Origin of the sequence: Rubellimicrobium thermophilum DSM 16684 (assembly GCF_000442315.1) — a bacterium.
GTDB lineage: Bacteria > Pseudomonadota > Alphaproteobacteria > Rhodobacterales > Rhodobacteraceae > Rubellimicrobium > Rubellimicrobium thermophilum.
Window position 1 is genome coordinate 1 of the sequence record NZ_KE557324.1, and the last position, 12,805, is coordinate 12,805.

The 12,805-nt window shown below is 70.3% G+C and carries 14 protein-coding genes and 2 pseudogenes; 13 read left to right on the forward strand and 3 right to left on the reverse strand.

The window, feature by feature from the left end:
* The 3 genes from RUTHE_RS12355 to RUTHE_RS12365 form a co-directional block, all read left to right on the forward strand.
* A partial coding sequence (locus tag RUTHE_RS12355; RefSeq protein ID WP_021098772.1) for a hypothetical protein occupies positions 1 to 213 on the forward strand: 213 nt, incomplete at its 5' end.
* A 26-nt stretch (positions 214 to 239) separates the two neighbouring features.
* Complete coding sequence (hydA, locus tag RUTHE_RS12360) at positions 240 to 1,694, forward strand: dihydropyrimidinase (RefSeq protein ID WP_021098773.1); 1,455 nt, start codon at positions 240 to 242, stop codon at positions 1,692 to 1,694.
* A 37-nt stretch (positions 1,695 to 1,731) separates the two neighbouring features.
* On the forward strand, positions 1,732 to 2,427 hold the full coding sequence (locus RUTHE_RS12365) for an SDR family oxidoreductase (RefSeq protein ID WP_021098774.1): 696 nt from the start codon (positions 1,732 to 1,734) through the stop codon (positions 2,425 to 2,427).
* A 43-nt stretch (positions 2,428 to 2,470) separates the two neighbouring features.
* Here RUTHE_RS12365 and RUTHE_RS12370 read toward each other — a convergent pair whose 3' ends face one another.
* Positions 2,471 to 2,650 carry a hypothetical protein gene (locus tag RUTHE_RS12370; RefSeq protein WP_021098775.1) on the reverse strand — a complete coding sequence of 60 codons (180 nt, stop codon included), beginning with the start codon at positions 2,648 to 2,650 and terminating at the stop codon, positions 2,471 to 2,473.
* 117 nt (positions 2,651 to 2,767) lie between these two features.
* Positions 2,768 to 3,055: a cupin domain-containing protein gene (locus tag RUTHE_RS12375; RefSeq protein ID WP_021098776.1), complete on the reverse strand. Its 288-nt coding sequence runs from the start codon at positions 3,053 to 3,055 to the stop codon at positions 2,768 to 2,770.
* Between the two features lie 146 nt (positions 3,056 to 3,201).
* On the opposite strand from RUTHE_RS12375, the gene RUTHE_RS12380 reads away from it, so the two are divergent.
* From RUTHE_RS12380 to RUTHE_RS18415, 8 genes and pseudogenes are all read left to right on the forward strand, one after another.
* The gene (locus RUTHE_RS12380) at positions 3,202 to 4,011 is read left to right on the forward strand and encodes an ABC transporter ATP-binding protein (protein WP_021098777.1); all 810 of its coding nucleotides are present in this window, start codon (positions 3,202 to 3,204) and stop codon (positions 4,009 to 4,011) included.
* Between the two features lie 4 nt (positions 4,012 to 4,015).
* The gene (locus tag RUTHE_RS12385) at positions 4,016 to 4,351 is read left to right on the forward strand and encodes a hypothetical protein (protein ID WP_021098778.1); all 336 of its coding nucleotides are present in this window, start codon (positions 4,016 to 4,018) and stop codon (positions 4,349 to 4,351) included.
* The gene (locus RUTHE_RS12390; RefSeq protein WP_021098779.1) at positions 4,348 to 5,268 is read left to right on the forward strand and encodes an ABC transporter permease; all 921 of its coding nucleotides are present in this window, start codon (positions 4,348 to 4,350) and stop codon (positions 5,266 to 5,268) included. Before RUTHE_RS12385 ends, RUTHE_RS12390 begins: the two co-directional genes overlap by 4 nt.
* A complete protein-coding gene (locus tag RUTHE_RS12395) occupies positions 5,265 to 6,110 on the forward strand; it encodes an ABC transporter permease (protein WP_021098780.1) in 846 nt (281 codons plus the stop codon). Before RUTHE_RS12390 ends, RUTHE_RS12395 begins: the two co-directional genes overlap by 4 nt.
* Before the next feature lie 23 nt (positions 6,111 to 6,133).
* Entirely contained in the window at positions 6,134 to 7,123 is a 990-nt protein-coding gene (locus tag RUTHE_RS12400) for an ABC transporter substrate-binding protein (RefSeq protein ID WP_021098781.1), read from the forward strand.
* Positions 7,124 to 7,185: 62 nt separating this feature from the next.
* Positions 7,186 to 9,195: a hydantoinase/oxoprolinase N-terminal domain-containing protein gene (locus tag RUTHE_RS12405; protein WP_021098782.1), complete on the forward strand. Its 2,010-nt coding sequence runs from the start codon at positions 7,186 to 7,188 to the stop codon at positions 9,193 to 9,195.
* Positions 9,196 to 9,252: 57 nt separating this feature from the next.
* Positions 9,253 to 9,687, forward strand: a pseudogene (locus RUTHE_RS18410) (NAD-dependent epimerase/dehydratase family protein); the annotation flags it as partial.
* Between the two features lies 1 nt (position 9,688).
* Complete coding sequence (locus RUTHE_RS18415; RefSeq protein ID WP_342662247.1) at positions 9,689 to 10,270, forward strand: GDP-mannose 4,6-dehydratase; 582 nt, start codon at positions 9,689 to 9,691, stop codon at positions 10,268 to 10,270.
* Here the strand turns inward: RUTHE_RS18415 and arfB are convergent.
* A pseudogene (gene arfB / locus RUTHE_RS12415) lies at positions 10,267 to 10,708 on the reverse strand (alternative ribosome rescue aminoacyl-tRNA hydrolase ArfB). The gene RUTHE_RS18415 and the pseudogene arfB overlap by 4 nt on opposite strands.
* 77 nt (positions 10,709 to 10,785) lie before the next feature.
* Between arfB and RUTHE_RS12420 the strand changes: the two are divergent.
* Positions 10,786 to 11,427 (forward strand): hypothetical protein, encoded by a 642-nt coding sequence (locus tag RUTHE_RS12420; protein ID WP_021098785.1) that lies wholly within the window; start codon positions 10,786 to 10,788, stop codon positions 11,425 to 11,427.
* Positions 11,424 to 12,680: a hypothetical protein gene (locus RUTHE_RS12425; protein WP_021098786.1), complete on the forward strand. Its 1,257-nt coding sequence runs from the start codon at positions 11,424 to 11,426 to the stop codon at positions 12,678 to 12,680. Before RUTHE_RS12420 ends, RUTHE_RS12425 begins: the two co-directional genes overlap by 4 nt.
* The last annotated feature ends 125 nt before the right edge of the window (positions 12,681 to 12,805 follow it).

Below are 12,805 nucleotides of genomic sequence, written 5' to 3' on the forward strand. Positions count from 1 at the left end.
CCGGGGCCCCCGGAGCCGCTGCCGCCCGCCGTGGTGGCGGCGCTGCCGCCGGGTGTTCCGGCTTCGGTGGTGCTGCAGAATACCGATGGCTGTTACCTCTATTCGGTCGAGGTGACGGATCCGCCTTCGGGCTATCCGCTTCGCGACGCTTCGGGGGCGCCGATCTGCGAAGGGGATGCAGCGGCCGTTGTGGGGGCTGCGCCGCCGGGCTGAGGGGAACAGGAAGAAGGGGGAAGCTCATGCCGAGCACCGTCATCAGGGGGGGCACCGTCGTCACCCACGACCTCACCTATCGGGCCGATATCCGCATCGAGAACGGGCGCATCGCGGAGATTGGGCCGGATCTGAAGGGCGAGGAGACGCTCGACGCCACGGGCTGCTATGTGATGCCCGGCGGCATCGATCCGCATACCCATCTCGAGATGCCCTTCATGGGCACCTATTCCTCGGACGACTTCGAATCGGGCACGCGCGCTGCGCTGGCCGGCGGCACCACGATGGTGGTGGACTTCGTCCTGCCGGGGCAGGAGCAGGGATTGCTCGATGCCATGAAGGTCTGGCACAACAAGTCGGGCCGGGCGCATTGCGACTACTCCTACCATATGGCGGTGACATGGTGGGGGGAGCGGGTCTGGGACGAGATGCCCCTCGTGATCGGGGAGGGGATCACCACCTTCAAGCATTTCATGGCCTACAAGGGCGCCCTGATGGTGAATGACGACGAGATGTTCGCGTCCTTCACTCGTCTGGGCGAGCTTGGCGCCACAGCCCTTGTCCATGCCGAGAACGGCGACGTGGTGGCAGAGCTGCAGCGCAAGCTGCTTGCCGAAGGCAATACGGGGCCCGAGGCCCATGCCTATTCGCGCCCGCCCCAGGTGGAGGGCGAGGCCACCAACCGCGCCATCATGATTGCCGACATGGCAGGGGTGCCGCTCTATGTGGTCCATGTCAGCTGCGAGGAGGCCCATGAGGCGATCCGGCGCGCCCGCGCACAGGGCAAGCGTGTCTGGGGCGAGCCGCTGATCCAGCATCTGATCCTCGACGAATCCGAATACCGCCACCCCGACTGGGACCATGCCGCCCGCCGCGTCATGTCCCCCCCTTTCCGGGACAAGCGCCATCAGGATTCGCTCTGGGCGGGCTTGCAGTCCGGTTCGCTCTCGGTCGTGGCGACCGATCATTGCGCCTTCACGACCGAGCAGAAGCGCTTTGGCCGCGGCGATTTCACCAAGATCCCGAACGGCACGGGGGGACTGGAGGACCGGATGCCGCTGCTCTGGACGCATGGGGTGAATACCGGCCGCCTCACGCCCAACGAATTCGTCGCCGTCACCTCTGCCAATGTCGCCAAGATCCTCGGCTGCTATCCGCGCAAGGGGGCGATCGCGGTGGGGGCGGATGCCGACCTGGTGGTGTGGGATCCCGAACGCCGCAAGACGATCAGCGCCGCCACTCAGCAGAGCGCCATCGACTACAACGTCTTCGAGGGGCAGGAGGTCACAGGCCTGCCGCGCTTCGTGCTGACGCGGGGGCGCCTCGCCGTCCGGGAGGGCGAGATGCGCCCGCAGGAAGGCTGGGGCGAGTTCGTGCGGCGCGAGGCACGGGGGCCGGTCTCGCGGGCCCTGACCCGGTGGAAGGACCTGACGGCGCCGCGGCCGGTGGAGCGCTCGGGGATCCCGGCGAGCGGGGTGTGAGGATGGGCCCCTCGGCCTCGGCGGAGGAGTCGGGATCATGACAACGCGTGTGGCCCTCCTCACGGCCGCCGGGTCCGGCATCGGGGCCGCTGCCGCGCGGGAGCTGGCCGCGCGGGGATGGCGTGTGGCCCTGCTCTCTCCCTCGGGCCGGGCCGAGAGGCTGGCGGCGGAACTGGGCGGGATCGGCATCACCGGTTCCTACGAATCGGGCGAGGATGTCGTCCGCCTGCGCGATGCCGCCCTCTCCGGCTGGGGGCGGATCGATGCTCTGGTCTGTTCGGCCGGGCATGGGCCGCGTGGCGGGGTGCTGGATCTGCCGGATGCGGACTGGCACCGGGCCCTGGAGGTCTATTTCCTGTCCGCGATGCGGCCCATCCGCCTTGTGGCGCCGCAGATGGGCGAAGGCGGCAGCATCGTCGCGGTGACCAGCTATGCCGCGCAGCAGCCCGCTGCCCTTTATCCGACATCCTCGGCCATGCGGGCGGGGCTCCATGCGGCGCTGAAGCTGGTGGCAGACGAACTCGGCCCCCGGGGCATCCGCGTCAATGCGGTGCTGCCCGGTTTCATCGATTCGATCCCTCAGCCGCCCGAGCGCTATGCCGGGGCGGCACTGGGGCGCCAGGGGCGGGTGGAGGAGGCGGCAAGGGCGATCGCCTTCCTCTGTTCGGAGGATGCGTCCTATGTCACCGGGACCACGCTGCGCGTGGACGGCGGTCTGGCGAGGATGCCATGAGACCGCGTTCAGCCCCGCCCCGCCGTGACCCGGAGCGCGAAGGTCAGATGGCCCGTCGCCGGATCCCAGTCATGGGCGACGCGGCCCCGGCCCCCAGGGCGGGGATCTCCTGCCACAGCCGTTCGGCAGGCGCGCGGGGCGCCAGAAGCCGTTCGGCGAGATGGCGGGCGGTTTCGCCCGAGAGACGGACCAGGACAGGCCCATCGCGATGGGTGTTCGGCATGGTTTCCCCCCGGATCGGCGCCGCCCTCCGGATCGGGTGCGGCCGGATCGGACACGGATGGCCGTCCGCGCCGAATCGATCATGGCAGGAAAGGATGACGATTCGGTTAATGCCGGATCAGGATATCAGCGATTCGAGATCGGGCAGGAGGACGACGCTTTCCTGTTCGTGAGGGTCGATCCGGGCGATGACCGCGATGCAGGGTTCGGGGCCGGGATTCCAGGGCAGATGCGGCATGTCGGCGGGGAGGTGGAGCATCTCGCCCGCCGTGACCTCCATGCGATGTTCCAGCCGTTCGCCCCAGGCCATCACGGCGCTGCCCGACAGGACATCAATCGCTGTCCCATGGGCGAGATGCTTGTGCGCGCGGGCGCGCCCGCCGGGCGGAATCGTCAGCAGATGCATGCAGATCGCGCGGGCACCCACGCTCTCGCGAGAGAGGCCTTCGAGACAGGACAGGCCCTGCCGGCGGGGATATCCGGTCGCGCCGGGGGCGGATCTTCTGGCAGGACGGGGTTGAAGTCATGGACATGTCTCCCGGAGGGGGCGCGATGAGGGCCACAGCTACCACCCTGCCAGAGAGGGACAGCCCCGTCATCGCGGCGAAGGATGTCAGCCTTGTGTTCGGGACGGCGGACGGGCCGGTGCAGGCGCTGCGGGATGTCACGCTGTCGGTGGGGGCCGGAGAATTCGTGAGTTTCATCGGCCCTTCGGGCTGCGGCAAGACGACCTTCCTGCGCTGCGTAGCGGCCCTCGAGACGCCGACATCCGGCACCCTGACGGTCAACGGCATGGACCCGGATGCCGCCCGCCGGGCCCGCGCCTATGGCTATGTCTTCCAGGCGGCAGGCCTCTATCCCTGGCGCACCATCGAAGGCAATGTGCGATTGCCGCTCGAGATCATGAACTATCCCAAGGCCGAGCAGGCCGAGCGCGTGGCGCGTGTGCTCGAGATGGTGGAGCTGTCCGGCTTTGCGCGCAAATATCCCTGGCAGCTCTCGGGGGGGATGCAGCAGCGTGCCTCCATCGCCCGGGCACTGGCCTTCGATGCGCCCATCCTCCTGATGGACGAGCCTTTCGGCGCCCTCGATGAGATCGTGCGCGACAGGCTCAACGAGGAGCTGCTGCGGCTCTGGGCGCGGACGGGAAAGACGACGCTGTTCGTGACGCATTCCATCCCCGAGGCGGTCTATCTCTCCACCCGGATCGTCGTGATGTCGCCGCGGCCGGGGCGCATCACCGACATCATCGAAAGCCCCCTGCCGCGCGAACGCCCGCTGGAGATCCGCGACACGCCCGAGTTCCTCGCCATTGCCCATCGCGTGCGCGAAGGGCTTCGCGCCGGCCATGTGGAGGTCTGACGCGATGACCCTGACCTCGCTTCTGTGGCTGACGGGGGCGATGGCGGTCTTCGTTCTCGCCAATGCCGGCCTGCGCGTCTATGTGGCCAGCCCGCATCTGCCGGTGCTGGTGGGGGCGCTGCTGCTCTTCACCTGCGGCAACCTGATGATGGTGAGGATCATGCGAGAGCAGGGGCTGGCCCTTGCCATTGCGGTCTCCTCGGTGCTCCAGCTCCTGCTGATCACGGCCGTCGCCGTGCTGTGGTTCGGCGAGAGACCAGGGGGAACGCAGCTTCTCGGCCTGATCTTCGGGCTCGTCGCGGTGATCCTGATCGCCTGGCCGCAGGGGGGACGCGCATGAGGGAGAAGGTCCTGCCGGTTCTGACGGTGGTGCTGGGGATCCTGGCCTTGTGGTATCTGGCTGCGATCCCGATGAATGTGCGCGAGGCGCTGACAGCGGCCGAACGGGCCGGCGCCGTGGTGGAGGGCGGCAGCGCGACCGAGCGGCAGCAGCTTCCGGCGCTGCGGCTCGTGCTCCTGAACCCGGCCCTTGCCCTGGAGGGCGCCTGGACGCAGGACCGTCCGCGCCTGCCTGCGCCCCATCAGGTCGCGGCCGAGCTGTGGTCCTCGGTCGCGGGCCAGCCTCCCGGATCGAACCGCTCGCTCCTGCGTCATGCGGGGATCACCCTGGGGGCGACGCTGGCCGGTTTTGCCATCGGTTCGCTGGCCGGGATCCTGCTGGCGGTGGGGATCGTCCACAACCGGGCCATGGACCTGTCGGTGATGCCCTGGGCGATCATCAGCCAGACCATCCCCATCGTCGCACTGGCCCCGATGATCGTGGTGGTCCTGAACTCGGTGGGGGTGCAGGGGCTGCTGCCCAAGGCGGTGATCTCGGCCTATCTGTCCTTCTTTCCGGTGGCCGTCGGCATGGTGAAAGGGCTGCGCACGCCGGATCCGATGCAGATCGACCTCATGCGGACCTGGAATGCCAGCCGGGCGCAGATCTTCTGGCTGCTGCGGCTGCCTGCCTCGGTGCCCTATCTCTTTGCCTCGCTCAAGGTGGCGGTGGCAGCCGCGCTGGTGGGCACCATCGTGGGCGAGCTGCCGATCCAGCGCGGCGGCCTGGGGGCGCGGATGCTGGCGGGAAGCTATTACGGCCAGACCACGCAGATCTGGGCCGCGCTGGTGATGGCGGCGGTGCTGGCGGCGGCCCTCGTGTGGTTTATGGGATTTCTCGAACGGCGGACCTTGCGGGCGATGGGGGTGCCGGCATGACCCTCGTCATCCTGGCGCTCGTTCTGTGGCTGGCGGCCTGGGGCCTCAATGGCTGGCTCACGCGGGGGGGGAGGGACCGGTCCTCCCTGGTGCGCGCTCTCGTGCCGCTGATCTTCGGCACAACCGTTCTCGCCGTCTGGGAACTGCTGGTGCGCGGCCTTGCCGTGCCGCCCGCGATCCTGCCCGCCCCGTCCCGCATCGCCCAGACCTTTGTCGCCTCGACAGGGCTGCTCTGGGGGGATTTCGTGCAGACGATCCTCAAGGGGGCGCTGTCGGGCCTGGCCATCGGCGTGGCTGCAGCGCTCATCGCGGCGATCCTCGTGGACCGTTTCGACTTCCTGCGCCGCGGGCTCCTGCCGGTGGGACACTTCATGGCGGCATTGCCCATCGTCGGCATCGCGCCGATCATGGTCATGTGGTTCGGCTTCGGCTGGCAGTCCAAGGCAGCGGTGGTCGTCCTGATGGTCTTCTTCCCGATGCTGGTGAACGCGGTCGCGGGGCTTCAGGACACGACGGCCCAGCAGCGCGACCTGATGCGCACCTATGGGGCGAGCTACTGGCAGACGCTGCGGATGCTGCGGGTTCCGGCCGCCCTGCCCTTTCTCTTCAACGGGCTCAAGATCGCATCCACGCTTGCCATGATCGGCGCCATCGTTGCCGAATTCTTCGGCAGCCCGACACAGGGCGTCGGCTTTCGCATCGCATCGGCCAATGGCGCGCTCCGGCTCGACATGGTCTGGTCGGCGATCCTTGTCGGCGCTCTTGCAGGCAGCACGGTTTACGGGATCATCACGCTGGCGGAGCGCGCGGTGACCTTCTGGCATCCGTCGCAGCGAACCTGAAGGACCAACAAGGGAGACCAAGCATGAAACGCTATCTGTTCGCTTCCGTCCTTGCGGTGGCCGCGCCCGCAGCCTGGGCGCAGGATGCGGTGACGCTCCAGCTCAAATGGGTCACGCAGGCCCAGTTCGCGGGCTACTATGTCGCGCTCGACCAGGGCTTCTACGCGGAAGAGGGCCTCGATGTCACGATCCTGCCCGGCGGGCCGGACATCGCGCCGACGCAGGTCATCGCGGGGGGCGGGGCCGATGTCATCGTCGAGTGGATGCCGGCCGCCCTGGCCGCGCGCGAACAGGGGGTGCCTCTCGTCAACATCGCCCAGCCCTTCGAGAATTCGGGCATGCAGCTGACCTGCTGGGCGGATACCGGTATCCAGACGCCCCAGGACCTGGCCAACCGCACGCTGGGCGTCTGGTTCTCGGGCAATGAATATCCGTTCCTGAGCTGGATGAGCCAGCTTGGCCTCTCGACCGACGGCAAGTCGGAAACGGGGGTGGAGGTGCTGAAGCAGGGCTTCAATGTCGATCCCCTTCTGCAGCGGCAGGCCGACTGCATCTCGACGATGACCTACAACGAATACTGGCAGGTCATCGATGCCGGCGTGACCCCCGAGGAACTGGTCAATTTCCGCTATGAGGATCAGGGCGTTGCCACGCTCGAGGACGGGCTCTATGTCCTTGAGCAGAACCTGCAGGATCCGGCCTTCGTGGACAGGATGGCCCGCTTCGTGCGCGCCTCGATGCGCGGCTGGGACTGGGCGCAGGAGAACCCGGAACAGGCGGCCGAGATCGTCCTCGAATATGATGAGACGGGGGCGCAGACCCTCGAGCATCAGGTGCGGATGATGGGCGAGATCGCCAAGCTGATCGGCGATTCGACCGGGGTGCTCGACGAGGCGGCGGCCCAGCGCACGGTGGATACGCTGCTGGCCGGCGGTTCGGATCCGGTCATCACGAAGGCGCCCGAAGGGTATTTCACCCATGTCGTGACCGACGCGGCCTTCGCCCAGCAGTGATACGCTGACAACCGGGAACGGGCGCCGGGGTCGGCGCCCGTTCGCATGCAGGGAGCCCTCCCATGGCCATCCTCCTCGGCGTCGATACCGGGGGCACCTACACCGATGCCGTGCTTCTTGACGAGGCGGCTGGCTGCGTCCTGGCCAAGGCCAAGGCGCTCACGACGCGGCCGGATCCGGCAGGCGGGGTGAGCGCCGCCATCGATGCGGTGCTGGCGGCGGGGCGGATCGATCCGGCGGCCGTCGCCATGGTCTCGCTCTCCACGACGCTTGCGACCAATGCCCTGGTCGAGGGGCAGGGGGGACGCGCGGGGCTGATCGCGATCGGCTTCGAAGAGACGGACCTGTCCCGCGACGGGCTGCCGGCCGCTCTGGGACGCGATCCGCTGATCCGCATCGCAGGCGGGCATGATCATGCCGGGCAGGCGGTCGCGCCCCTCGACGAGGAGGGCCTGGGCAAGGCCCTGTCGGACCTGCCCGAGGGGCTGACCGGCTTGGCCGTTGCCGCCCGCTTTGCCACGCGCAACCCGGCCCATGAGATCCGCGCCCGCGAGATCGCCCGCGCCGTCACCGGCTTGCCTGTCACCTGTTCGCATGAGCTGTCCGCCTCGCTCGGGGGGCCGCGTCGCGCCCTCACCGCCTTGCTCAATGCCCGGCTGATCGGGCTGATCGAGCGGCTGCTGCGCGCCTGCGAGGCGCATATGATCCGGGCCGGCATCCGGGCCCCTCTCATGGTCGTGCGGGGGGATGGCGCGCTGATGGCCGCCGCCATGGCTCATGAGAAGCCGATCGAGACGATCCTGTCGGGGCCAGCGGCCTCGGCGGCGGGGGCGGCCTGGCTTGCCCGCAAGCGTTTCGCCCTGGTCTCCGATATCGGGGGGACGACGACCGATATCTGTCTGCTGCGCGATGGCCGGCCGGCCCTTGATCCCGATGGCGCGCGGGTGGGCCCCTGGCGGACGATGGTGGAGGCCGTGGCCATGCGCACCCATGGTCTGGGGGGCGATTCGGAAATCCATGTGCGACCGGATCTGCGGGAGGGGCTGCGGCTCGGGCCGCGGCGCGTCATGCCCGTTGCGCTGCTGGCGCAGGCCCATCCGGGCCTGGTCCATCGCGCGCTCGATGCCGCGCTGTCGCAGCCCGCAGCAGGGGAGGGCAGCGGCCGCTTCGTCCTGCCGCTCTGGAGCGGGGCGTTGCCGGCGGGGCTCGATCCGCGGGAGGCCGCGGTGGCGGAGCGGCTCACCGGCGGGCCGGTGACCCTTGCCGAGGCCGTGCGCGCCCGGACCGAGGCGCCAGCCCTGGCCCGGCTCGTGGCGCGGGGCCTGGCCCTCGAGGCGGGGGCAACCCCGACCGATGCGGCCCATGTCCTCGGCCTTCAGGCCGATTTCGACAGGGAGGCCGCGCACAAGGCCCTTGCCCTGCTGGCCCGGCGACGCGACGGGGCTGGCGAGCCCCTGGCCGACGGAGCCGAAGGCATGGCCCGGCGGATCCTGGACCGGCTTACGGCGCAGAGCGTCGAGGCGCTGCTGGAGGCTGCCTTTGCCGAAGACGGATGGGAAGACCCCGCGATGTTGGCCCGCCATCCCCTGGTGGCGGCAGGGCTGCGCCGGGACGTCTCCGGCCGCGCCCTGGTGCGGACTGCGCTGTCGCTCGATGTGCCGGTCGTGGCGCTCGGGGCTTCGGCCGCGACGCATTACCCCGCGATCGGGGCCCGTCTCGGCACCTGCGCGATCGTGCCTGAGCACGCAGAGGTGGCCAATGCGGTGGGCGCGGTGGTGGGGCGGGTGGCCGCCCATGCCGAAGGCACGGTGACCAGCCCGGCGCCGGGCCTCTTCCTCGCCCATCTGCCAGGCGGCCCGGCCCGCTTCGGCGAGGTTGCAGAGGCGATCGGAGCCCTCCGCAGGGCCTTGGGAGAGGAAGCGGAGGCCCGCGCAAGGGCCGCGGGGGCAGAGACCGTGGAGCTGCGCGAGGAGATGGAGAGGCGTGAGGCGGTCGTCGAGGGGCAGGCCATGCTGGTGGAGGCGCGCCTGCGCGTCACGGCGCAGGGCCGGCCGCGTCTGGCCGCGGGCTGAAGGGCGAGGGATGCGCAGCGGGGACCGCGATGTCCCGGCGAGGGGGGGAGGACGGGCATGCGGGTCGTGGTCACGGGTGGGGCAGGCTATATCGGCAGCCATACCCTGGTGGAGCTTCTGGAGCAGGGCCATGACGCCCTGGTCGTTGACGATTTCCGCAATGCCAGCCCCCGCGCGCTCGACCGGGTTCGGGAACTGACCGGCCGTCCCTTCGCTGTCGAGACTCTCGATGTCCGCGACACGGCCCGTCTGGCCACAGCCCTGTGCCGGTGGCGGCCGGAGGCCGCGATCCATTTCGCCGGGCTCAAGTCGGTCGGTCAGGGAGAGCGCCAGCCCCTCGATTACTGGGATGTGAATGTGGGCGGCACGGTGGCGCTGCTGCATGCGCTCGATGCGGCGGGGGGCATGCGCGTCGTCTTCTCGTCCTCGGCCACCGTCTATGGAGAGCCGCGCTATCTGCCCTTCGACGAGGCGCATCCCCTTGCGCCTGCGAATGTCTACGGGCGCACCAAGGCCGCGGCCGAGCGGGTGCTCGCGGACTGGGGTCGGGGCGGGGGCGGGGCGTGCGGCGATCGCGCTGCGCTATTTCAACCCCGTGGGCGCCCATGCCTCGGCCCGGTTGGGCGAGGATCCGCGTGGCGTGCCGGAGAACCTGATGCCCTTCATGGCGCAGGTGGCAACGGGTCGGCGACCCGTCCTGCGGATCTTCGGCGACGACTGGCCGACACCCGACGGAACCGGAATCCGCGACTACATTCATGTTGCCGATCTGGCCCGGGCCCATGTGGCGGCTCTTGACCGTCTCGGGGTCATGACGGGGTTCGAGGTCTACAATATCGGCACCGGCCGGGGCGTCTCGGTGCGTCAGATGCTGGCCGCCTTCGAACGCGCCGCGGGGCGCCCGATCCCGCACGAGATCGCGCCGCGCCGCCCCGGCGACATTGCCGAATCGCGGGCCGACTGCACCCTGGCGGAACGCGTCCTCGGCTGGCGCGCGCGGCATGGGCTCGAGGAGATGGTGCAGAGCCTCTGGGCCTGGCAGAGCGCGAACCCGCAGGGCTATGACGGGGACTAGTCCGCGATGTCCTCTGCCGGCGGGGGGCGACGGGCGGCCTTGACCGCCCCGCGCCGGGCCTTCTCGGCCAGACGTCGCTTCACGCTGCCGGCCGTGGGCCGGGTGGGCAGGCGGGGCCTTGGCGCGACAAGGGCACGACGGATCAGATCAGCCAGTCTCTCCCGGGCGATCTCGCGGTTGCGGGCCTGACTGCGCGTATCCTCGACACGGATCAGCACCGCACCCGATCCTGCCTCGCCGACCCAGCGGCTCCCGGCAAGACGGCGCAGCCGGGCCTTGGCCTGGACAGGCAGCGAGGGGGAACGCTCCGCTTCGAAGCGCAGCTCGACGGCGCTGCTGACCTTGTTGACATTCTGCCCCGCCCGGCCCCTGGGAGCGGGTGAACTGCTCGGTCAGCTCCCAGTCGCGGATCGTGACCGTCTCGCTGATCCTGAGCATGCCGTCCTCGCCTTGACTCCGTCCTCTGCCCCGCCCCATCTGGCCGCAGGATGATCGCCCCGTCCAGACGATATGGCATGCTGTGCGCCGCCGTCCTGTCCGGCCTCGGCTGGCTGGCGGGGCAGGCGCCGGGCTTCGGTCTCCTGCCGGCGCTGATCCTCCTGCCGCTGGTCGCCTGGCCCTGCTGGCTTGGCCTCGCCTATCGCGCGGCGGTGCGCAGGGTGCTGGCGCGGGCCGTGCTGAGGGAGGACCGCTCGCCCTGGTGGGCGCCGCTCCTCGGCGGGGCGCTCTGGCGGCAGATCCTGGCCGTGCCGGTGGCGCTGCTGGCGGCCTGGACTGTCGCCTGGACGCTGATCGTCGGAGGCTGGCAGGGCTGGGCAGGGATCGCCGTCACGGCGATGCTCCTCTGGCCCGTGGCCTGGCTGATCCGGTCCCAGATGGGGGCGCTGCGGCCGCATGCCCGGCTGCGGGCCGTCCTGGCCGTTGCCCCTGTGGCGGTGGCCGGGGTCATGACGATGGCGGGCCTGGCCATGACAGCGCTGCCGGCACCGGGGCGCCTGGCCGATCAGGTGGCTACCCAGGGCCGCTATGAAGGGCCATCCGCGCTGCTGGCCTGGGCAACGGATGCGACAGCCCTGCTCCAGGGGGCGCGGCTCTGGGGCCTCGGCCTTGTCGCAGAGCAGGCCTGGCCGGTTGCGATGCTGTGGCAGGGGGCATGACCTTCGGACAGGCCTGGCTGGTTGCCACGGTCTTTGCGGGGTTGCTTCTGCCGGCGGGCGAGGCCCGGCGCATCCTGCGCCCCAGCGATGCCCCTGTCGTGCCGCCCGTTGCGTCGGGCCGTGCGGCGCTGGCGGCAGCCGTGCTCACGGTGATGGGCCTGGCCTTCGTCTCCGCCCTGGCGCAGGCCGAGTCCTGGGCCGCGGCCCGGTCCGGGCCGCCCCCGGCACAGGCTCCCGAGGGGCCCGCAGCCCCCGGAATCGGGGGGGTGGGGCCGTATCCGGCCATGCTGCAGGCTCCTCCGACCCCGTCCCGCCAGGCCCCCGGCCTGCCCGACCCCAGCAGCCTGCGGCGAAGCGTCGAGGCCGAGCAGATCGGCGCGCTGCTCTGTCCCGAGGGCACGATGCACGCACTGGCGAGCCTCGACCGCGAGGCCGCCGCCCTGCAGCAGGCCCGCCGGCATGCGGCCGAAAGGGCCGTGCGGGAAGCCTTTGCCGCCATGCGGGCGCGGGTTCCTGCCTTTCTCGATGCCTATTACAGCCTGTCGGCCGAATATCTGCGCACCTTGAACTGGCTTGCCGGAGATGCGCAGCGCTATCTCGAACGGCAGATGTCCGAGGCTCTGGCCATGGAGGACAGCGCGGCCTCGATCGCTCCGGCGCTGACGAGGCTGGCCGAAGGCGTGCCGCGCGATCTGCTCCGGCAGAGGGAGCGTCTGCTGGACCGCTGCCGGATCCTGCCTTCGGATGGCGAGGCCGCGCAGGTGGTGGCCATGGCGCCTGCCGCCCTTCTCGATGTCCCCGAAGCCCTTGCCGGCATCCCGCTCGAGACGCGTCTGGGCGCGGCGGGTCTGGGGACGATGGCGGGAGGCATCGCAGGGGCCCTGGCCGGCAAGCTGGTGGCCAAGATCGCCGCCAAGGAGGTCTTCGCGCTGGCCACGGAGGCGCTGGCCAAGCTCGCCCTCGGCAAGGCGGCGGGGGGGCTGGGCGGTGCGGCGGCCGGCGCGGCGGCCGGGGCGGCTGTCGGCAGCATCGTGCCGGGCTTTGGCACCACGATCGGGGCCATCGCCGGTGGCATTGCAGGGGGGCTTGCGATCGGCGTGGCGACGGACTGGGCCCTTCTTCGCCTTGACGAGATGATCTCGCGCGAGGCCTTCGAGGCCGAGATCCTGAGCGCCATCGACGAGGCCGAGCGCGAGCTGCTGGCCGCCATCGGCGTGCTGCCTGACGCGGCCCCGCGGCCGCAGAACCCCTGATGCAAAAGGGCCGACCCGTTTCCGGATCGGCCCTCCGAAAGTTCAGGAGGTGGGGCCGGTTAGACCGGTAAAGTCCACTCGGCGGCCCGTTCGGCCAAGGGCTGCCTCAGCCGCGGGTCCCCCGC